We start from the raw sequence: 20,212 nt of genomic DNA on the forward strand, positions 1-20,212 counted from the left end.
CAAAGTTCGTCCGAGTCCGGTCATAGGTATTGGCGAGTTGTTCAAAGGGGTCTAACTTCCTAGTCGCTGTTGCTGTGACCGTGGAGGTGCCCATGCACTTACGAGGGTTGAGCACGAGAAGACGTACCTGGGTGGCCGGTGTGGCCGCGGGGGTCGTCGCCGCCGGGCTGATGTCCGCACCGGCGGCGACCGCGCGCCCGGCGCCGGATCCACCCCTGACAACGATGTCCATCAAGTCACCGCCGGGTGGCGCGAATGTGCGGGTGCTCATCTTCCACGGGTCCGCGGCGGCCGGCGAGGAGTCACCCCTGGTGAACGCCGGCATCGAGGCCATCGAGAAGATCGGCCTGTCGGGTCCCGCGGAGCAGCGCTTCGCGGTCACGGCGACGAAGGACGCCTCGGTCTTCACCGACGAGACCAGGCTGGGCCGCTTCAACGCGATCGTCTTCCTCACCGGCGGCGGTGACGTCCTCGACCCCGAGCAGGAGGCGGGGCTGGAGGCGTACATGGAGGCGGGCGGCGGTTTCGTCGGCGTCCATGACGCGGCGCGCGCCGAGCCGTACTCGGACTGGTTCACCGGCCTGATCGGGGCGCGTCCCGCGAGCGCGAGTCCGGCGAGCGCGCAGCGCGCGGTCGTCGAGGTGGGCGACCGGCGGCACCCGGCCACCAAGGAGCTGCCGCTGCAGTGGAAGCGCCCGGACAAGTGGCTCAACTGGGCGAAGAACCCGTCCGGCGAGGTGCACACGGTCGCCCGGGTGCGCGAGTCGTCGTACCAGCCCGGCGCGGGCGCGAACGGCTGGGACCACCCGGTGAGCTGGTGCCGTGACTACGACGGCGGGCGTTCCTTCTACACCGGGATGGGCGGCACGGTCTCCTCCTACGACGAGACGGACTTCCGCTCCCATCTGCGCGGCGCCCTGCTGTGGACGACGCGGCTGGTCCAGGCCGACTGCAAGGCCACCATCACCGGCAACTACAAGGCGGAGCGGCTCACCCGGCCCAACCAGCCGGGGCAGAACGACCAGATCGGCGAGCCCCACGGCCTGGTCACGGCCCCCGACGGCCGGGTCCTCTACATCGGGCGCGGCGGCGCCGACTCCTCGCAGCCCGTGGTCACCGACTGGAACGACCCGAACGTCGGCAAGGGCAAGGGCGAGATCCACGTCTACGACCCGAAGACCAGGCAGGTCACCCTGGCGGGGGCGCTCACCGTCTTCGGCAACAAGGGCGGCGGGGACGAGCTGACCAAGGTCGAGGAGGGTCTCCTCGGCATCGAGCTCGACCCGCGCTTCGAGGACAACGGCTGGGTGTACCTGCACTACACCCCGCACGCGCGGATCGACCGCGACAAGCGGATGGCCGAGCGGCGCGTCTCCCGCTTCACGCTCGACCCGGCGACGAACAAGCTGGACCTCGGCAGTGAGAAGGTGCTGCTGAAGTGGCCCGTGCAGATCCACAGTTGCTGCCACGCGGGCGGCGGGATGGCCTGGGACTCCAAGGGCAACCTGTACATCGCGACCGGCGACAACAACTCCAGCGGGTTCAGCGGCGGTTACTCGGGCAACAACCCCGAGCCCAAGTACAAGGGCGTGTCGTTCGCCGACGCGCGCCGCACCGCCGGCAACACCAACAACCTCAACGGCAAGATCCTGCGCATCCACCCGGAGCCGGACGGCACCTACACCCTGCCGGAGGGGAACCTCTTCACCGGCGAGGAGAGTGCCGAGGGCGGCGGCAAGACCCGCGGCGAGATCTATGTGATGGGCGTCCGCAATCCGGCGCGCATCTCCGTCGACAAGCAGACCGACGTGCTCTACGCGGGCTGGGTCGGCCCCGACGCCGGGGCGCCCTCGACGACCTGGGGTCCGGCCAAGTACGACACCTTCGCCGTCATCACCAAGGCGAGCAACCGGGGCTGGCCGTACTGCATGGGCAACAAGCAGCCCTACCGGGACCGCAATCTGCCCGACCCGAGCAAGCCGCTGGGCTGGTACGACTGCGACCACCCGAAGAACGAGTCGCCGAACAACGACGGCCTGGTCAACCTGCCGCCGGTGACCGGCAACAACATCTGGTACTCCCCGCAGGGCGGCGCCCCGGACTTCCCGCGCGACGCGAACGGCGTGCCCTCGTACAAGCAGGAGGAGGCCACCTACGCGCTGCCGTGGCTGAAGGGCGGCGGGCAGGCCGCGATGAACGGGCCGGTGTACCGCTACGACGCGGAGAACACCAGCGCGGCGAAGTGGCCGGCGTACTGGGACGGCAAGTGGTTCGTCGGCGACTTCTACGACGCCGACCAGCCGCGCAACGCGGTGGTCACCGATCCGAGGACCCACGGCGACGGCGGTCTTCCGGTCCACTCGGAGTCGCTGAAGAAGATCGTGCCGATCGGCAACGACGGCATCAAGAACCTCATGGACTGGAAGTTCGGTCCGGACGGCGCGCTGTACGTGCTCGACTACGGCCGCGGCTTCTTCACCTCGGACGGCAAGTCGGCCCTGTGGCGGGTCACCTACACCGGCGGCGGGCCCACCCCGGCCGCGGCCCGACTGGCGAGGGGGACGCAGTGACGCGAAGAGCATGGGCGGCCCTGCTGGCCGCGCTGCTGGTGGTGCTCGGGCTCCAGGCCCTGCCCGCGACGGGACAGCCGCGGACGGAGGCGGAGGCGGCCGCCGCCCAGGTCCTCACCTGGACCGCGGGCGACGACATCACCAAGTACGCCTCGGCGCCGACGACGGCCGTGGCGGGCCCGGCGACGATCGTGTTCGAGAACAGCGCGGCGACGGGCAACAGCACCGGGATGCCGCACACGCTGACCTTCGACACCTCGGACGTCGAGTTCAACGACGACGTGCAGCTCAACATCCTGGCGAACCCGAACGACGACCAGGGCGGCCGGCACACGGCGGAGGTCACGCTCACCCCCGGCCGGTACCGCTACCACTGCACGATCCCCGGCCACGGGCAGATGCAGGGCATCCTGATCGTCACCGAGGGCACCGGCGAGGACACGACCGCGCCGGAGGCGTCCGCCCACGTCAGCGGAACGCAGAACGCCCAGGGGCAGTACGTGGGTTCGGCGAGCGTGGCGGTCCACGCCACCGACGAGGAGGGCGGCTCCGGCGTCGACCGCGTCGAGTACGCGCTCGGCGACGGCGCCTGGCAGCCGTACACGGCGCCGGTCGTCGTCGACCAGGTCGGCGACCACACGGTCCGATACCGGGCGCTCGACAAGGCGGGCAACGTCTCGGCGGAGAAGAGGGTCACGTTCACGGTGGTGGCGCCGCAGTCCGACGACACGACCCCGCCCGAGACGTCGGCCACGGTCAGCGGCGAGAAGGACGCCGACGGCGCGTACATCGGCATGGCGACCGTCACGGTCTCCGCGTCCGACACCGGCAGCGGTGTCAACGGCGTCGAGTACGCGCTCGGCGACGGCGCCTGGCAGCCGTACACCGCGCCGGTGATGGTGCACGAGCCGGGCAGCCACACCGTGCGCTACCGGGCCACCGACAAGGCGGGCAACGTGGCGCCCGCCAAGGACGTGCGGTTCACGGTCGTGCCGGCCCCCGAGGACGACACGACGGCACCGGTGACGGGCGTGACGGTCGAGGGCACGAAGAACTCGTCCGGCGCGTACGTCGGCAGCGCCGAGGTGACGGTCACGGCGGCCGACGAGCACCACGGCTCGGGCGTCGACCGGATCGAGTACTCCATCGACGGCGGGCCGTACCTGGCGTACTCCGCGCCGGTCGTCGTGGACCGGGCGGGCACCCACACGCTGGCCTACCGGGCGACCGACAAGGCGGGCAACACCTCCGCCGCCCGCACGGTCACCTTCACGGTGGTCTCCAGTCAGGTCCCGGCGCCCAACTGCCCGGAGTTCGACGAACGGCTGACGGTGATCGTGGGCACGGTCGACTCGGGTGTGCCGAACCGGCTCACCGACAGCCGGTGCCGGATCAACGAGCTGATCGAGGACGAGAAGGAGTGGACGTCCCACGCGCTGTTCGTCAAGCACGTGACGTCCGTCCTGGACAAGCTCCTGAAGGAGGGGGTCGTCGACCAGCGCGAGTACAAGGCGATCCGCAAGGCGGCCCGGCAGTCCGGGATCGGTGAGCCGGGCCAGACCGAGGGGTACCGCACGATCCTCGACGGCAGCCCGGAGTCGTTCGCCAAGTGGCAGCAGGTGGGCGGTGGTTCGTTCGCGCCGAACGGCGACGGGTCGATCACCAGCGGCACCAGCCGGTCCGGCCTGGGCATGCTGTGGTTCCCGGAGCGCAAGTACGGCGACTTCTCGCTGAAGCTCCAGTGGCGTGACGACGCGCCGGGCACGGGCAACGCCAACTCCGGTGTGTTCGTGCGCTTCCCGTGGGTCCACGACCACCCCGAGGAGCCACGGCCGGAGTGGGCCGCCATCAAGTTCGGTCACGAGATCCAGGTGTTCGACTCGCCCACCGGCGACATGTACAAGACCGGGTCGGTCTACGGCTTCGACCGGGTGGGGCTCGCCGGTGCCGGCGTCACCCAGAAGGGCACGTGGAACGACTACGAGATCCGGGTGGTCGACCAGCACTACTCGGTCTACCGCAACGGCGTGCTGATCAACGAGTTCGACAACACCGGAGGCCAGGTCTTCGAACCGCCGCGCTCGGACGACCCGGGCACGGACGGGCGGCGGTTCGCCTCCGGCTACATCGGGCTCCAGGTGCACAGCACGACGGACGTGGTCTCGTACCGCGACGTCCGGATCAAGGAGCTGTAGGCTCCGGCGGCGTCTCCTCGTGAGACGCCGCCTTCCTGGCCCGGCTCGGCTGTACCCGCTTGGGTTCCCCCGGCATCTTCGGATACTCGGGCGGGTACGGCAGATCGCCGAGCCCGTGGTCGCGCTCGTCCTTGTTCGCGAGGTCCAGCAGCGCGTCCAGGGAGAAACGGTGGTCGTCCATGCCGGCGTGCACGTCGCCGAGTTCGGCGAAGCGGGCCGGCATGGTGGCGATGTCGAAGTCCCGCGGGTGGGCGGTGCCCACCTCCTCCCAGCGCAGCGGCGCCGAGACGGGGGCGTGCGGCCGGGCCCGCACGGAGTAGGCGGAGGCGATGGTGCGGTCCCGGGCGGTCTGGTTGTAGTCGATGAAGATGCGCTCGCCCCGCTCCTCCTTCCACCACTTGATCGTGACCTGCTCCGGCATCCGGCGTTCCATCTCCCGTCCGACGGCGATGGCGGCCCGGCGGACCTGGGTGAAGGTCCAGCGCGGCTCGATCGGCACGAAGACGTGCAGCCCACGCCCGCCGGACGTCTTGGGCCAGCCGCGCAGGCCCCCGAACTCGTCCAGCACGGCCCGCAGTTCGTGGGCGGCGCGCACCGCGTCGTCGTAGTCGGTGCCGGGCTGCGGGTCGAGGTCGATGCGCAGTTCGTCGGGGTGGTCGACGTCGTCGCGGCGGACCGGCCAGGGGTGGAAGGTGAGCGTGCCGTACTGGGCGGCCCAGACGACGGCCGCCTCCTCGGTGGGGCACATCTCGTCGGCACTGCGGCCGCTGGGGAACGTGATGTGGGCGGTGGGGATCCAGTCGGGCATGTTCTTGGGGGCCCGCTTCTGGTAGAACCACTCGCCGGTCACGCCCTCGGGGTAGCGCTCCAGCGTGGTGGGCCGGTCGCGCAGGGCGCGCAGGATGCCGGGGCCGACGGCGGCGTAGTACTGGGCGAGGTCCAGCTTGGTGAAGCCGCGCTCCGGGAAGAAGACCTTGCCCGGGCTGGACAGCCGTACGGTCCGCCCGCCCGCCTGAAGTTCCACCGCGTCGCCCATGGCCGCCACGGTAGGCGTCGCACGGACGCCTCGCACATCGGGCGGGTCCGGGCGGCGGCCCGCAGAATCGGACCATGGACCTGCCGGTGATGCCGCCCGTGAAGCCGATGCTCGCCAAGTCGGTGGCGAAGATCCCGCCGGGCATGCAGTACGAGGCGAAGTGGGACGGCTTCCGGGCGATCGTGTTCCGCGACGGGGACGAGGTCGAGCTGGCCAGCCGCACCACCAAGTCGCTGACCAGGTACTTTCCCGAACTGGTGGAGGCGCTGAAGGAGCGTCTGCCGGAGCGGTGCGTGCTGGACGGCGAGATCGTGATCGCCCGGGAGGGGCGGCTGGACTTCGACGCCCTCACCGAGCGCATCCACCCGGCGGACTCGCGGGTGCGCACGCTGGCGGAGCGGACCCCGGCGTCGTTCGTCGCGTTCGACCTGCTGGCGCTGGCGGACGAGTCGCTCATGCGGGCGCCGCTGACGGACCGCCGGGAACTGCTGACGTCCGCGCTGTCCGGGGTGACGGCACCGGTGCACGTGGCGCCGGCGACGACCGACGTCGAGACGGCCCAGGGGTGGTTCGAGCAGTACGAGGGAGCCGGACTGGACGGCGTGGTCGCGAAGCCGCTCGCGTTGCGCTACCTCCCGGACGAACGGGCGATGTTCAAGATCAAGCACGAGCGGACCGCGGACGTCGTCGTCGCGGGCTACCGGCTGCACAAGAGCGGCCCGGTCGTCGGATCGCTGCTGCTCGGCCTGTACGACGACCGGGGCACGCTCCAGCACGTCGGGGTGTCGGCGGCGTTCTCGATGAAGCGGCGGGCCGAGCTGATCGACGAGCTGGAGCCGCTGCGCATGGACGACGTGTCCGGGCACCCGTGGGCCGCCTGGGCCGAGGAGGCGGCCCACGAGTCGGCCCGGCTGCCGGGGGCGCCGAGCCGCTGGTCGGGCAAGAAGGACCTGTCCTGGGTGCCGCTGCGGCCGGAGCGGGTGGTCGAGGTGGCGTACGACCACATGGAGAACGGCGCCCGGTTCCGGCACACGGCCCGCTTCCGCCGCTGGCGCCCGGACCGCACCCCCGAGAGCTGCACGTACGCGCAACTGGAGGAGCCGGTGCGCTACGACCTCGCGGAGATCTTCGCGCCCCCGGAGTGACCGGGCGCCCGGTCGGTCCTCGTACGGCCGGTCAGGGCTTCATCAGCACCTTGATCGCGCCCTCCTGCTTGCGCTGGAACATCTCGTAGGCGTGCGGGGCGTCGCTGAGCGGCACCCGGTGGGTGGCGAACTCGTCGACGCCGAGCGGGTCCTCGTCCGTGAGGTACGGCAGGATCTCGTCGGCCCAGCGGCGCACGTTGGCCTGGCCCATCCGCAGCTGGATCTGCTTGTCGAACAGGGTGAGCAGCGGGATCGGGTCGGCCATGCCGCCGTAGACGCCGGACAGCGAGATCGTGCCGCCGCGCCGGACCAGGTCGATCGCGGTGTACAGGGCGGCCAGCCGGTCGACGCTGAAGCGCTCGGCGAACGGGCCGCTGATCTTGCGGGGCATGATCGCGGCGGCCGACTGCGCCAGCTTGGCGGCGGCGCTGCCGTGGGCCTCGGTGCCGACCGCGTCGATCACGGCGTCCGGTCCCCGGCCGTCGGTGGCGTCGCGGATGGCGGCGACGAGTTCCTTCTCGTCGTCGAAGCTGCGCAGGTCGTACGTCTCGACACCCCGGTCGCGGACCCTCTTCAGCCGCTCGGGCACCAGGTCGACGCCGAACACCTGGCCGGCGCCCTGGAGCTGGGCGACCCGGCAGGCCATGTCGCCGATGGGGCCGAGGCCGAGGACCGCCACGCTGCCGCCCTTGGGAACGTCCGCGTACTTGACCGCCTGCCAAGCCGTCGGCAGGACGTCGGAGAGGTAGACGAACCGGTCGTCTGCCGGCCCCTCCGGGATCTTGATGGGCCCGAACTGGGCCTGCGGGACGCGCAGGTACTCGGCCTGGGCGCCCGGCACCGCGCCGTACAGCCTCGTGTAGCCGAACAGGGGCGCCCCCATGCCCTCGCTGGTGACCTGGGTGGTCTCGCACTGGGTCGGCAGGCCGGTCAGGCACATCCAGCAGTCGCCGCAGGCGATCTGGAACGGCACCACGACCCGGTCGCCCGCCTGGAGGTCCGGTACTCCGGCGCCGACCTCCTCGACGATGCCCATCGGTTCGTGACCGAGGATGTCGCCGGGTGTCATGAACGGCGTCAGCACCTCGTACAGGTGCAGGTCGGAGCCGCACAGTCCGGACGACGTGATGCGGATGATCGCGTCGGTGGGTTCCTCGATCCTGGGATCGGGCACGTTCTCCACGCGCACGTCCCGCTTTCCCTGCCAGGTCACTGCCCTCATCGCCCCGCGCTCCCTCCGTCGCCTGTGCGCGTTCGTGCGTGGCGCCGGGTACCCCGGGCTCCTTCGCCGAACCGGGCGGCGGCCGCCGATCGACTTCGGGTCCGATCGGAAATGCACCCGATCGGGTATGGGTCTTATGAACCGATAAGCGCAAGACTGGTGCCATGGACAGGGTGGGTGGGCACGGGTGACGACGGTGGGCAGACGGCAACGGGTGCGCGGCGGGCGTGCCAGGAGCGTGGCGGCTCTGCTGGCCGCCGCCCTGACGGCCTCCCTGGCGGCGGGCTGCACGTCCGGGCAGGACGACGGCCGGGGCAGTCAGGCGTCACCGGACGCGAGCGCCCGCCGGGCGTCGGTGCTGGCGGTGAAGATCGACAACGTCGGCGCGGCCCGGCCCCAGACCGGGCTGGGCGCCGCGGACGTCGTGTACGTCGAGCAGGTCGAGGGCGGTCTGAGCCGTCTGATGGCGGTGTACGCGACGCGGCTGCCGGAGACGGTCGGGCCGGTGCGCAGCGCGCGCGAGAGCGATCTGGAGCTGCTGGCCCAGTTCGACCGGCCGACGCTCGCGTTCTCCGGGGCGCAGAGCAAGCTGCTGCCGCTGATCGACAAGTCGTCGGTGCGGGCGAGGCCGCCCGGCACCGCGTCCGACGCCTACGTGCGGAACCCGGACCGGCCCGTCCCGCACAACCTGTATCTGCGGCCCGGCCGGCTGCTGCCCTCGGCGCCGGGCGCGGACGCGCTGACCACCGGCTTCCACTTCGGTGCCGCTCCCGAGGGCGGTCGGGAGACGGCCTCGCAGAGCGTGCGGTATCCGGCCGCCCGGTACACCTTCACCTGGTCCCCGGACAAGAAGCGCTGGCTGATCTCCATGGACGGCGAGGCCGCCGTGACGACGGACGGCGGACGGATGGCGGCGCCCACGGTCGTCGTGCAGGAGGTGAAGGTGCGCCAGTCCGCGTTCCACGACTTCCTCGGCAACAACACGCCGTTCACGGAGACGGTCGGCGAAGGGAAGGCGCGGGTGCTGCGCGACGGGCGCGCCTACGACGTGCGGTGGGAGCGGCCGAAGGCGACGGACGGCACGACGTTCACCACGGAGGACGGGAGGCCGATGCCCTTCGGGCGGGGTCAGGTGTGGGTGCTGTTCACGAAGGCGTCCTGATCCCGCCCGGGTCCCCCGGGTTGCGCAGCCCCTCCGCCGCGTCCGCGACCCGCCGGATCAGGTCGAGGAACAGCGTCCGCTCCTCGCCGGAGAGCGGGGCGAGGAAGACCTGGTTCATCCGCGCGGTGCGCACGGTCAGCCGCTTGTGCGTGCGCAGCCCGTCGTCGGTGAGGTGCAGCAGGGACCGCCGCCCGTCCTGCGGGTCACGCACCTTGTCGAGCAGCCCGCGGCGCCCGAGCCGGGTGATCACCTCGGCGATGGTGGACCGGTCCAGCCCGACCCGCTCCCCCACCGTCCGCTGGTCGAGGCCGGGCTCGGCGACGAGAGTGTTGAGGACGCCGAACTGGGGCGAGGTGATCTCCTCGGACACCATCGTGTTCCACAGCAGATGGTGCGCCTGCTGGAGCCGCCGGGCCAGATGCCCGGGGTGGGTGCCGAGGTCCACGGCGGCCATGCGCGCTCCCTGGGTGGCTTTTTTCGTCGGTGCACTGAACGATAGCCGATCCCGGCATGGTGCTCGCCGCCGTGGAGCCTCCCACGATCGGCGCAACGACGGGGCATTGACGTACTCGCTCCCCCGGTGGCAGCGTGAGACGCACCTTGCACTGATGCTCAGTGCGCTGACCACTTCGGCGTCCGACGGTCGAAAGGGACCTCGGAGGAGATGAGGCATCCCGGATGGACAAGGTGGTCGCCACGGCACCGGAGGCGGTGGCCGACGTGGGCGACGGGGCGTCGCTCGCGGTGGGGGGCTTCGGCCTGAGCGGCGTGCCGAACGTGCTGATCCAGGCGCTGTACGAGCGCGGGGTGTCCGGGCTCGCGGTCGTCTCCAACAACTGCGGCGCGATGGAGTCCGGGCTCGCCGTCCTGCTGTCGGCGGGGCGGATCGCCCGGGTCACCGGCTCCTACATCGGCGCGAACAAGGAGTTCGCCCGGCAGTACCTGTCCGGGGAGCTCGAGGTGGAGATGATCCCGCAGGGCACGCTGGCCGAGCGGCTGCGCGCCGGGGGCGCCGGCATCCCCGCCTTCTACACCCCGGCGGGCGTCGGGACCCAGGTCGCCGACGGCGGGCTGCCGTGGCGCTACGACGGTTCCGGCGGGGTCGCGCTCGCCTCGCCGCCGAAGGAGGTCCGCGAGTTCGACGGCGTCGAGTACGTGCTGGAGCGCGGCATCCGCACCGACTTCGCGCTGGTGCGGGCCGCCCGCGGCGACCGGCACGGCAACCTGGTGTTCGCCAAGTCCGCCCGGAACTTCAACCCCCTGGCCGCGATGGCCGGGCGGGTCACGATCGCCGAGGTCGAGGAGCTCGTCGAGCCCGGCGGCATCGACCCGGACGCCGTGCATCTGCCGGGCGTCTTCGTGCAGCGGGTGGTGGCGCTCACCCCGGAGCAGGCAGCCGACAAGGCCGTCGAGCGGCGTACGGTCTCGCCGCCGGCGGCGCCGGGGACGGTGAGCGGCTGATGGCCTGGACCCGGGAGGAGATGGCCGCGCGGGCCGCCCGCGAGCTGCGGGACGGGCAGTACGTCAACCTCGGCATCGGGCTGCCCACGCTGATCCCGAACCATCTGCCGCCGGACGTCGAGGTGGTTCTGGAGTCCGAGAACGGCATCCTCGGCACGGGCCCCTATCCGGCGGAGGACCAGGTCGACCCGGATCTGATCAATGCCGGAAAGGAGACCGTGACGGTCCTGCCGGGCGCCTCCTTCTTCGACTCGGCGCTGTCGTTCTCGATGATCCGGGGCGGGCACATCGACGTGGCCGTGCTGGGCGCCATGCAGGTGTCGGAGCGCGGCGACCTGGCGAACTGGGCCGTCCCCGGCACGATGATCACCGGGATCGGCGGGGCGATGGACCTGGTCCACGGGGCCCGCACGGTCATCGCCGTGATGACCCACACCGCCAAGGACGGCTCCCCGAAGATCCTGCGGGAGTGCACGCTGCCGCTCACCGGCAGGGCGTGCGTGGACCGCGTCGTCACCGACCTCGGCGTCCTGGACGTGACGCCGGAGGGGCTGCGGCTCGTCGAGACCGCGCCCGGCGTGAGTGCCGGGGAGATCGCCGCCCGCACCGGCGCCGAACTGATCACGGACGCCGACGAGCACCGAGGAACCACCCCATGACCCTCACCCAGCACGACATCGACCAGGAGATCGCGGCCGAGCGCGCCGCGTACCGCGAACGGATCGCGGACGGGGAGCCGGCCGAGCACCATCCGCGCCGGGACTACGCGCCGTACCGGTCGTCCCTGCTGCGCCACCCGAAGCAGCCGCCGGTCGCCGTCGACGTGAGCATGGACCCGGAGATGGTCGAGCTGCACTCCCCCGCCTTCGGCGACCGGGACGTCACCGAGATCGACAACGACCTCACCCGGCAGCACACCGGTGAACCCGTCGGCGAGCGGATCACCGTCTCCGGGCGGCTCCTGGACCGCGACGGGCGCCCGGTGCGCGGCCAGCTCATCGAGATCTGGCAGGCCAACGCGGCCGGCCGGTACGCCCACCGGCGCGAGCAGCACGACGCCCCGCTGGACCCCAACTTCACCGGTGCGGGCCGCACCCTCACGGACGCGGACGGCCGGTACCGCTTCACGACCGTCCAGCCGGGCCCCTACCCGTGGCGCAACCACCTCAACGCCTGGCGGCCCGCCCACATCCACTTCTCGATGTTCGGCACGGCCTTCACCCAGCGCCTGGTCACCCAGATGTACTTCCCGGCCGATCCGCTGTTCCCGTACGACCCGATCATCCAGTCCGTGACCGACGACGCCGCGCGGCAGCGGCTCGTCGCCACCTACGACCACGACCTGTCGGTGCCGGAGTTCTCGATGGGCTACCGCTGGGACATCGTGCTGGACGGACCGCACGCCACCTGGCGGGAAGAGGGGCGCTGAGCCGTGACGACGACCGACACCGGCGGACCGGGCGGCGTGCCGCCCACGCCCTCCCACACGGTGGGCCCCTTCTACGGCTACGCGCTGCCGTTCCTGGGCGGTGAGGAGATCGCGCCGCTCGGGCACCCGGACACCATCACCGTGCACGGGTACGTCCTGGACGGCGCGGGCGCGCCGCTGCCCGACGCGTTCCTCGAGGTGTGGGGCGCCGGCCCCGACGGGAGCGTCCCCACCGCCGACGGCTCGATGCGGCGCGACCCGGCGAGCGGCGGGCATCTGGGCCGCAACGGCGTGGAGTTCACCGGCTGGGGCCGGGCTCAGACCGACGCGGACGGGCACTGGTACACGCGCACCCTGCGTCCCGGCGCCCGCGGGCGCAGCGCCCCCTATCTGAGCGTCTGCGTGTTCGCGCGCGGCCTGCTGGTGCACCTGTTCACGCGGATCTACCTGCCGGAGGACACGGCCGCACACGCCACCGACCCGCTGCTCGCGGGGCTGGCCGGCGAGCGACGCGCCACGCTGGTCGCGCGGGACGAGGGCCGTGCCACGTACCGTTTCGACATCCGTCTTCAGGGCGAAGGCGAGACGGTCTTCCTGGAGTACCAGTGACTTCTGCGGCATCCGGTGACAGCGGACTGCTCGCCCCGGGCTGGACGGGCTCGGACGCGGCCCGCGCGACCGGCGACGCGGCGTTCCTGCAGGCCCTGCTGGACGCGGAGGCCGCGCTCGCCCGCGCCCAGGCGGCCCTCGGCCTCGTCCCGGAGGCGGCCGCCCGGGCGGTGACCGGCGCGGCGGTCGCGGACCGCTTCGACGCGCGGGCGCTCGCCGAGGAGGCCCGCTCGGGCGGCAACCCGGTCATCCCCCTGGTCGGCGCGCTGACCCGGGCCGTCGGCGAGGAGCACGGCCCCTGCGTGCACCTCGGCGCCACCAGCCAGGACATCATGGACACCGCGACGATGCTGGTGGCCGTGCGCGCCCTCGGCCCGGTCCTCGCCGATCTGGAGCGCACCGGCCGGGCGTTCGCCCGGCTCGCCGCCGCGCACCGGGACACCGCGCTGCCCGGGCGCACCCTCACCCAGCACGCCGTCCCGACGACGTTCGGGCTGAAGGCGGCCGGCTGGCGGGCGCTGGTCCTGGACGCGCGGGACCGGACGACGGCCGTACGGGACACGCTGCCCGCCCAACTCGGGGGCGCGGCGGGAACGCTGGCGGCGTTCGGCGCGTACGGGGCGAACGACCCGGCCGCGCTGCCGGCGGCGTACGCCCGTGAACTCGGTCTGCGCGTCCCCGCGTTGCCGTGGCACACCCTGCGCACGCCGGTGGCCGACCTCGCGGGCTGTCTCGCGTTCACGGCGGGGGCGCTCGGGAAGGCCGCCGTCGACGTGCTGACCCTGTCGCGCACCGAGATCGCCGAGGTCGCCGAGGGCAGCGGCGGGGGGTCCTCCGCCATGCCGCACAAGTCCAACCCCGTCCGGTCCACCCTGATCGTCGCCGCCGCCCGGCGGGCCCCGCAGCTCGCGGCCACCCTGTACGGGTCGCTGGTCGCCGAGGACGAACGGCCGGCCGGTGCCTGGCACGCGGAGTGGGAGCCGCTGCGGGACCTGCTGCGCCTGGTGGGCGGCGCCGCCCGCGACGCCGCCGAGCTGGCGGAGGGGCTGCGGGTGCGCCCGGACGTGATGCGCGCGCATCTGGACCTCACCGGTGGGGCGGTCGTCTCGGAGCGTCTGTCCGCCGAACTGGCCGCTGAGCTGGGCCGCGCCCGCGCCAAGGAGCTGCTGGCCCGGCTGGCCGCCGAGGGCCGGCCGCTCGCCGAGGCGCCCGAGCTGGCCGGCGCCGACCTCGACCCGACGCACTACACCGGCTCCGCGGGAGCCCTCACCGACCGTGCACTGGAGCGACGTTGACCCTTCTCCACCATCGCGCCGAAGGCCCCGCCTCCGCGCCCCCGCTGTTGCTCGGCCCTTCGCTCGGCACGTCGCAGGCGCTGTGGGACGCGGTGGCGCCCGAGCTGTCCGCCACCCACCGGGTGATCCGCTGGGACCTGCCCGGCCACGGCCGCTCACCGGCCGGTCTGATCGGCGTCGGGGCGACGGTCGGCGACCTCGCGGGCCTGGTGCTCGCCCTCGCCGACTCCCTCGGCGTCGAGCGGTTCGCGTACGCGGGTGTGTCGCTCGGCGCCGCCGTGGGGATGCATCTGGCGGTCCACCACCCCCGGCGGGTCGACTCGCTGGCCGTGATCTGCGCGTCGGCGCACTTCGGCGGCGACGAGCCGTGGAAGAAGCGGGCCGCGCGGGTGCGGCGGGAGGGCCTGGCCGGACTCGCCGACGAGGCGGACTCCCGGTGGTTCACCCCCGGCTTCACGGTGCCGAGGCTGGTCCGCGACCACCGGGAGGCGGACCCGGCCGCCTACGCCGCGTGCTGCGACGCGCTGGCCGCGTTCGACCTGCGGGACCAGCTGGACCGCGTCTGCTTGCCCACCCTGCTGGTCGCGGGGCGGCAGGACCCGGCGACACCGCCCGCCCATCTGCGGGAGATCGCGGACGCCGTGCCGGGTGCCGCGCTCGTCGAGATCCCGGGCGCCTCGCACCTGGCCCCGGCGGAGCGGCCGGAAGCCGTGCTCACGGCACTGCGCGCCCACCTCGGCGGCGACGGCGGGCGGGGCATGGCGGTGCGCCGCGAGGTGCTGGGCGACGCGCACGTGGACCGGGCGCAGGCCCGCCAGGACGCGTTCACCGCGCGCTTCCAGGACTTCATCACGCGCTACGCCTGGGGCGAGGTGTGGACCGACCCGACGCTCAGCAGGCGTGAACGCAGTCTGATCACCCTGACGGCGCTGGTCGCGCACGGGCATCTCGACGAGCTGGCGATGCACGTCCGGGCGGCCCGGCGCAACGGGCTGACGCCGGACGAGATCGGAGCCGTACTGCTCCAGACGGCCGTGTACTGCGGGGTGCCGGCCGCGAACGCCGCGTTCGCCGTCGCCCAGCGGGTGCTCACCGAGAAGTCCGACGCGGACTCCGGCACCGCCGGATGACCCGGGCGGCGCGCACGAGCCGTCCCGCGTGCCTACGGTGAGGGCATGTCCACGCTGCTGCTCACCGGCGCGACCTCCGGGCTCGGCCGCCACCTCGCCGTCGAACTGGTCCGTGCCGGGCACCGGGTGCTCGCCCACGGACGGGACGCCCGCCGCACGGAACGGCTCGTCGAGGAGCTGCGGGCCGACGGGGAGGCCGAGGGGTACGTGGCCGACCTGGCCTCGCTCGGCCAGGTCCGGGAGCTGGCGGCGCACGTCGCGGGCGACCACCCCGAACTGGACGTCCTGATCAACAACGCGGCGGTCGGCGGCGGGCCGGACCGCACCCGCCGGGAGCTGAGCGCCGACGGGCACGAACTGCGGCTCGCGGTGAACTACCTGGCGCCGGTGGTGCTGACCCGCGAACTGCTTCCGGTGCTGCGCGCGAACGCGCCGGCCCGGATCGTGAACGTCGGCTCGGCGGGCCAGGAGCCGCTCGACCCCGGCGACCCCGAGATGACCCGCGGCTACGAGGGCGTGGCGGCGTACTGCCGCAGCAAGTTCGCCCTGGCGGTCCATACGTTCGCCCTCGCAGAGGAGCTGGCCGGCACCGGTGTCTCGGTGAACGTGGTGCACCCGGCGACGCACATGGACACGGCGATGGTCCGCGACAGCGGCCTCACTCCCCTGCACACGGTCGCCGACGGCGCCCCGGGTGTCCTGGCGCTCGCCACCCGGGACCTGGGCTCGGGCGGCTACTTCGACGGGACGTCGCCGGCGCGGGCCCACCCGGCCGCCTACGACCCCGCCACCCGTGAGCGGCTGACCGCCGTCACCGAGCAGCTGCTGAGCCTGTGACCGGCGCTCAGACCAGGCCGGTGGCCAGGGCCGTCTCGGCCTGGCGCACCAGACCGTCCGCACCGCACGAGCGGGCCAGCGTGAGCCCGCGCCGCAGCTCGGCGGCGGAGCGGGCGGCCAGTCCGTACTCGACGCGGGCGACGGCATGCTCGTACTGGCAGGGCGACGCCTCCAGATAGGTGACGGCCCGCTCGGCGAGGCGGACGGCCCGCTGCCCGGTCTCCAGCGCGGCCGCGCAGCGCAGGGCCTCGCCGATCGCGGTGTCGGTGCCCAGCCGTTCGGCGTGCCGGCGGACCTCGGCGGCCAGCCGCGCGGCCCGCGCGGGGTCCTCGTTGGCGAGGGCGCGGGCGAGGTCCACGGCCCAGGGGACGAGGACGGGGTTGTGGTGGCCGCGGACGGCGGCCGCCTTCTCGGCGGCCTCCAGTTCGTTGACGCCCTCCTTGGTGCGGCCGACGGCGAGCAGCAGCCGGCCGCGGACCGCGCGCGGGTCCGGCAGGACGATGGTGGACGGATAGGGCGGCGCGAAGCCGTACTGCTCGGCGATGTCCCAGGCCTCCTCGACATGGCCGCGGGCGAGCAGCGTGTCGACGAGGTTGCAGGTCGCGGACCAGTGCAGCGGCAGCCGCCGGCCGACGCGCTCGGCGAGCGCCAGCGACTGACGCAGGGACGCCTCGGCCTCCTGGAGCCGGCCGCGCCTGCGGTGCCCGAGACCGACGTAGGCGTGGGCCAGGGCGAGATGGCCGCCGCTCCAGCCGACCGACTCGTACGCGCGCAGGGCCTCGTTGTAGAGGGTCTCGGCGCGGTCGAGGCGGTCGGTGAAGGCGTAGGCGCTGGCCAGCATCATCGGCAGTTCCAGACCCCACTCGGGGTCGGTCCAGCCGAGGCCGGGGGCGAGGCGGCCGTTGACGAGGGCGCGGTCGCACAGCTCGGCGACCTCCTCGGCGTTCTCGCCGCGGGCCATGGCGTCGAAGCCGCGCAGGATGAGCAGGGCGCGCTCCGAGTTGTCCCGGCCGGCGCAGGTGGCGGCCAGCTCGGCGAGGCGGGCGGAGCGCCCGGGTGAGGCGGCCTCGCCGTGGATGCCCTCCCACATGAACTGCACGGCCTGGAGCCGCAGCCGGGTGGGTCCGCTCTGCCGGGCGGCCTCGGCCTCGACGGTGCGGACGGCCTCCTCCAGCTGGTCGTTGTGGAGCAGGGCCTGGGAGAGCCGGTAGACGGCGTCGACACGGTCGTCGCCGTCGAGGCCGGGCAGGGCGAGGGCCCGCTGGAGATGGTCGATGGTGACGGCGGGCGCGGTCAGCAGGGTGGCGCAGCCGAGTTCGTACAGCACATGGGCGTGGATCTCGGGCCGGGGCGGCTCCACCAGGGCCCGCTCCAGGCAGCGGCGGGCCGCGTCGGGGGCGCCGACGGCCAGGTGCTCGCGGGCGGCCTCGCGCAGCTGCTCGACGAGTTCCTCGTCGCCGTCGGGGTGGACCTCCAGGAGGTGGCGGGCCGCGACCGCCGCGCCCCGGCCGTTGTCGGTGACGACGCGGGCGGCGATGCCGTGCATGGCGGTGCGCAGGGCGTCCGGGATGGAGTTGTAGACGGCGGTGGCGATCAGCGGGTGGACGAACTGGAACTCGCCGTCGTCGGGCTGCACCCCGGCCGGGTCGGGTTCGGTGAGGATGCGGGCGTTGCACAGCAATTCGGCGCAGCGCACGGCGTCGTCGACGCTCATCGTGGCCAGCTCGGCGACCAGGTCGACGGTGATGCCGGTGCCGAGGATGGCGGCGGCCCAGGCGAACCGGGTGGCCTCGATGCCGAGTGTCTCCAGGCGGGCGACGAGGCCGCCGCCGCGCGCGGCGCGGTTCAGGGCGCGCAGTTCGCCGGCCGTCGCCTCGGTCGGCTCGAACTCGTTCTCCTGGACCTTGGCGAGGAGTTCCACGGTCTCGTACGGGTTGCCGCCGGTGACGGCCCAGACCTCGCGGCAGAACGCGGCGTCGGCGTGGCTGCCGAGGGTGGCGCGGGTCAGTCCGGCGGTGGCCTCGGGGGTGAGGGCGCTGAGGGTGGCGACGGAGGTGCCGGCGTCGGCGACGGCGTCGAGGTGGCGGGCGCCGTCGCCGCTGACCTCGCCGGGGCGGCGGGCGACGACGACCATGACGTTCTGTTCGTCGAGGCGTTCGCTGAAGGCGGCGAGCCAGCGCAGGGTCTCCTGGTCGGCCCAGTGGGCGTCGTCGATGAGCAGCACCAAGGGCCATTCGCGCCGGGCGAGCCGGCGGACGGCGGCGACGAGTCCGTCGCACACGCCCTGCGGGTCGGCCTGCCGCTCACCGGGGTCCGTTATGCCGAGGGCGGGGCCGGCGATGTCGTACCAGTCGCCGAGGTACTCGCGGGCCTCCTCCGGCATCAGCGACAGCAGCGCCGGCTGGAGCAACTGCCGTACGACGTTGAAGGGGACGGAGCTGAGGGTCTCCCCGCCCCGGGCGGACCAGACGGTGCAGCCGCGGGCCTCGGCGATACGGCGTGTTTCGGCCAGCAGGGCGGTCTTGCCGAGTCCCGCCTCGGCGCGGAGCACCAGCAGGCTGCCCTCGGTGGTCTCGTCCACGCACAGCCGGTCCAGGGCCCGCCCGATGGCGGCGACTTCCTCGTCGCGCTCCCAGAGGGAGGCCGAGGCGGCCTGCGTGGGCCGTACCTCCGTCATCCCGCTACCTCCCCAAGTCGCCCGGACGACGTACAGACCCCGAGCGTAGCCCTCCGGCGGACGGAATGGAGAGCGGTCGGGGCACCTGTTGCCGCGACGGGTGACGGCCGGTGCGGGCGGGCGACGGGAACGGTCCGCGACATGGCCCTTGTCGACTGAATGACAGTCAAATTCCGGCCAGGAGTGGGCAGTCGGGGATTTCGCCGGGGGTTCCGCCTTCCGTCGGGCGGGCCCCTGCGTACCGCGCTCCCCGGCCGGGGAGGCGTCCCCGCGCGCCGCCTCCCCGGCCGGGGCACGGCCCCGGCCCCGGCCCTCTCATCCGGCTTTCACCCGCACCTCATACGGTGGGCGTATGACGCAGGCGACTCCTCCCGGCTGGTACCCCGACCCAGGCCGGCACAGTGACGGCCCGCCCACCGAGCGCTGGTGGGACGGAAGCGTGTGGACGGACCAGGTCCGCCCCACGGGGACCGGCGCCCCGGCGGGGCCTCCGGCCGGCGGGGCGTATCCGGCGTACCCCGTGCACCCCGGCTATCCCGGCCAGGTGCGGCCCGGCGGCCGGCGCGGACTGCGCACCGGGATAGCCGTCGGCGTGGCGGCGGTGGTCCTCGCGTGCATCGGCGTCGGCGTGTACGCGCTGACAGCGGAGGACGGCCCGGGCGGCACGGCCGCGGGCTCCCGGCAGGCCCCGGACCGCCCGGACCTGCCCGGCGGTCCCGGCGGGGAATCGGGCGGCCCCTCGAAGGGCCCGGAGGAGTCCGAGCCGCCGAAGGTGGAGAGCGGTTCGGTCACCGACCCGCTGAACGGGATCAGCCTCCCCGTGCCGGACGGCTGGTACGGGCAGCAGATCGGCACGGGCGCGCACGTGGCCTCGAAGGACACCTACCCGTGCCCCGCGCAGAAGTCCGAGACCTGCATGAAGGGCGGCGCCTACTCGGCTCCGGCGCTCGTGCTGCGCACGTCGGGCGACACCCCGGAGGAGGTCGCCAAGGCGGACATCGCGGCGAACGCGGAGGAGTCCTACGGCAAGGGCTACGGGAAGATCACCTCGCACAAGGTGCTGGCCTCCGAGGCGGTGACCGTGGCCGGGCGCAAGGGCTACCTCGTCCGCTGGCAGGCGGTCACCAGCGAGGGCTCGGACGGCTACGTCGAGTCGCTCGCCTTCCCGTCGCCGGCCTCCGGCGGCAAGGAGATCGCGGTCGTCCGCCTCGGGGTGGACGTCGACCAGGGCCAGGGCGTCCTGGACGAGATCGCGAAGGGCATCGAGGTCTCCACGGGCGGCGGCCCCGGTCAGGACGTGTGAGCGCGGCCCGGACGTGACCCGGCCGGGTGGGGCGGCCCCTCCGCTCAAGGGGCACCCCACCCGGCCGGGTGGTGCGCGCCGCCCCCGTCCCCACGGTGCGGCGCCGCAGGCCGCCGTCCAGTCATCCCGCGGACGGCGGCC

At 73.3% G+C, this 20,212-nt stretch carries 16 protein-coding genes; 12 read left to right on the forward strand and 4 right to left on the reverse strand.

Going from position 1 to position 20,212, the window contains the following annotated elements; genetic code table 11:
• The first annotated feature begins 92 nt into the window (after nucleotides 1–92).
• Together ADL34_RS08170 and ADL34_RS08175 are read left to right on the forward strand one after the other, a co-directional pair.
• Nucleotides 93–2,570 carry a ThuA domain-containing protein gene (locus ADL34_RS08170; RefSeq protein WP_199835540.1) on the forward strand — a complete coding sequence of 826 codons (2,478 nt, stop codon included), beginning with the start codon at nucleotides 93–95 and terminating at the stop codon, nucleotides 2,568–2,570.
• Entirely contained in the window at nucleotides 2,567–4,765 is a 2,199-nt protein-coding gene (locus ADL34_RS08175; protein ID WP_062665378.1) for an OmpL47-type beta-barrel domain-containing protein, read from the forward strand. Before ADL34_RS08170 ends, ADL34_RS08175 begins: the two co-directional genes overlap by 4 nt.
• On the opposite strand, the gene ligD is transcribed toward ADL34_RS08175, so the two are convergent.
• Entirely contained in the window at nucleotides 4,752–5,801 is a 1,050-nt protein-coding gene (ligD, locus tag ADL34_RS08180; RefSeq protein ID WP_062665380.1) for a non-homologous end-joining DNA ligase, read from the reverse strand. The two genes, ADL34_RS08175 and ligD, sit on opposite strands and share 14 nt — an antisense overlap.
• 74 nt (nucleotides 5,802–5,875) lie before the next feature.
• On the opposite strand from ligD, the gene ADL34_RS08185 reads away from it, so the two are divergent.
• Nucleotides 5,876–6,946, forward strand: a complete 1,071-nt coding sequence (locus tag ADL34_RS08185; protein WP_062665382.1) for an ATP-dependent DNA ligase — start codon at nucleotides 5,876–5,878, stop codon at nucleotides 6,944–6,946.
• Nucleotides 6,947–6,977: 31 nt separating this feature from the next.
• On the opposite strand, the gene ADL34_RS08190 is transcribed toward ADL34_RS08185, so the two are convergent.
• Complete coding sequence (locus ADL34_RS08190; protein WP_062665384.1) at nucleotides 6,978–8,168, reverse strand: zinc-dependent alcohol dehydrogenase; 1,191 nt, start codon at nucleotides 8,166–8,168, stop codon at nucleotides 6,978–6,980.
• Nucleotides 8,169–8,406: 238 nt separating this feature from the next.
• Between ADL34_RS08190 and ADL34_RS08195 the strand changes: the two genes are divergently transcribed.
• Nucleotides 8,407–9,330, forward strand: coding sequence for a DUF3048 domain-containing protein (locus ADL34_RS08195; protein WP_079034029.1), 924 nt, complete (start codon nucleotides 8,407–8,409; stop codon nucleotides 9,328–9,330).
• On the opposite strand, the gene ADL34_RS08200 is transcribed toward ADL34_RS08195, so the two are convergent.
• Nucleotides 9,314–9,784 (reverse strand): MarR family winged helix-turn-helix transcriptional regulator, encoded by a 471-nt coding sequence (locus ADL34_RS08200; RefSeq protein ID WP_062665386.1) that lies wholly within the window; start codon nucleotides 9,782–9,784, stop codon nucleotides 9,314–9,316. The genes ADL34_RS08195 and ADL34_RS08200 overlap by 17 nt on opposite strands.
• Before the next feature lie 224 nt (nucleotides 9,785–10,008).
• On the opposite strand from ADL34_RS08200, the gene ADL34_RS08205 reads away from it, so the two are divergent.
• From ADL34_RS08205 to ADL34_RS08235, 7 genes are read left to right on the forward strand one after another with little or no spacing between them, the layout of a single operon-like run.
• Entirely contained in the window at nucleotides 10,009–10,791 is a 783-nt protein-coding gene (locus ADL34_RS08205) for a CoA transferase subunit A (RefSeq protein ID WP_062665388.1), read from the forward strand.
• Nucleotides 10,791–11,450: a CoA transferase subunit B gene (locus ADL34_RS08210; protein ID WP_062665390.1), complete on the forward strand. Its 660-nt coding sequence runs from the start codon at nucleotides 10,791–10,793 to the stop codon at nucleotides 11,448–11,450. The genes ADL34_RS08205 and ADL34_RS08210 overlap by 1 nt, the downstream gene beginning before the upstream one ends.
• Entirely contained in the window at nucleotides 11,447–12,220 is a 774-nt protein-coding gene (pcaH, locus tag ADL34_RS08215; RefSeq protein ID WP_062665392.1) for a protocatechuate 3,4-dioxygenase subunit beta, read from the forward strand. Before ADL34_RS08210 ends, pcaH begins: the two co-directional genes overlap by 4 nt.
• 3 nt (nucleotides 12,221–12,223) lie before the next feature.
• Nucleotides 12,224–12,829 carry a protocatechuate 3,4-dioxygenase subunit alpha gene (gene pcaG / locus ADL34_RS08220; protein ID WP_062665394.1) on the forward strand — a complete coding sequence of 202 codons (606 nt, stop codon included), beginning with the start codon at nucleotides 12,224–12,226 and terminating at the stop codon, nucleotides 12,827–12,829.
• Nucleotides 12,826–14,124: a 3-carboxy-cis,cis-muconate cycloisomerase gene (pcaB, locus tag ADL34_RS08225; RefSeq protein ID WP_062665396.1), complete on the forward strand. Its 1,299-nt coding sequence runs from the start codon at nucleotides 12,826–12,828 to the stop codon at nucleotides 14,122–14,124. Before pcaG ends, pcaB begins: the two co-directional genes overlap by 4 nt.
• Nucleotides 14,121–15,254 (forward strand): 3-oxoadipate enol-lactonase, encoded by a 1,134-nt coding sequence (gene pcaD / locus ADL34_RS08230; protein WP_062665397.1) that lies wholly within the window; start codon nucleotides 14,121–14,123, stop codon nucleotides 15,252–15,254. Before pcaB ends, pcaD begins: the two co-directional genes overlap by 4 nt.
• A gap of 45 nt (nucleotides 15,255–15,299) precedes the next feature.
• Complete coding sequence (locus ADL34_RS08235; protein ID WP_062665399.1) at nucleotides 15,300–16,091, forward strand: SDR family NAD(P)-dependent oxidoreductase; 792 nt, start codon at nucleotides 15,300–15,302, stop codon at nucleotides 16,089–16,091.
• 7 nt (nucleotides 16,092–16,098) lie between these two features.
• On the opposite strand, the gene ADL34_RS08240 is transcribed toward ADL34_RS08235, so the two are convergent.
• On the reverse strand, nucleotides 16,099–18,768 hold the full coding sequence (locus tag ADL34_RS08240; RefSeq protein ID WP_062665401.1) for an ATP-binding protein: 2,670 nt from the start codon (nucleotides 18,766–18,768) through the stop codon (nucleotides 16,099–16,101).
• 352 nt (nucleotides 18,769–19,120) lie between these two features.
• Here ADL34_RS08240 and ADL34_RS08245 point away from each other — a divergent pair, with 352 nt between their 5' ends.
• Complete coding sequence (locus tag ADL34_RS08245; RefSeq protein ID WP_062665403.1) at nucleotides 19,121–20,071, forward strand: DUF2510 domain-containing protein; 951 nt, start codon at nucleotides 19,121–19,123, stop codon at nucleotides 20,069–20,071.
• Nucleotides 20,072–20,212 lie beyond the last annotated feature (141 nt).

Source organism: Streptomyces sp. NRRL WC-3605, assembly GCF_001509795.1.
In the GTDB taxonomy this organism is placed as follows: Bacteria; Actinomycetota; Actinomycetes; order Streptomycetales; family Streptomycetaceae; genus Streptomyces; species Streptomyces viridochromogenes.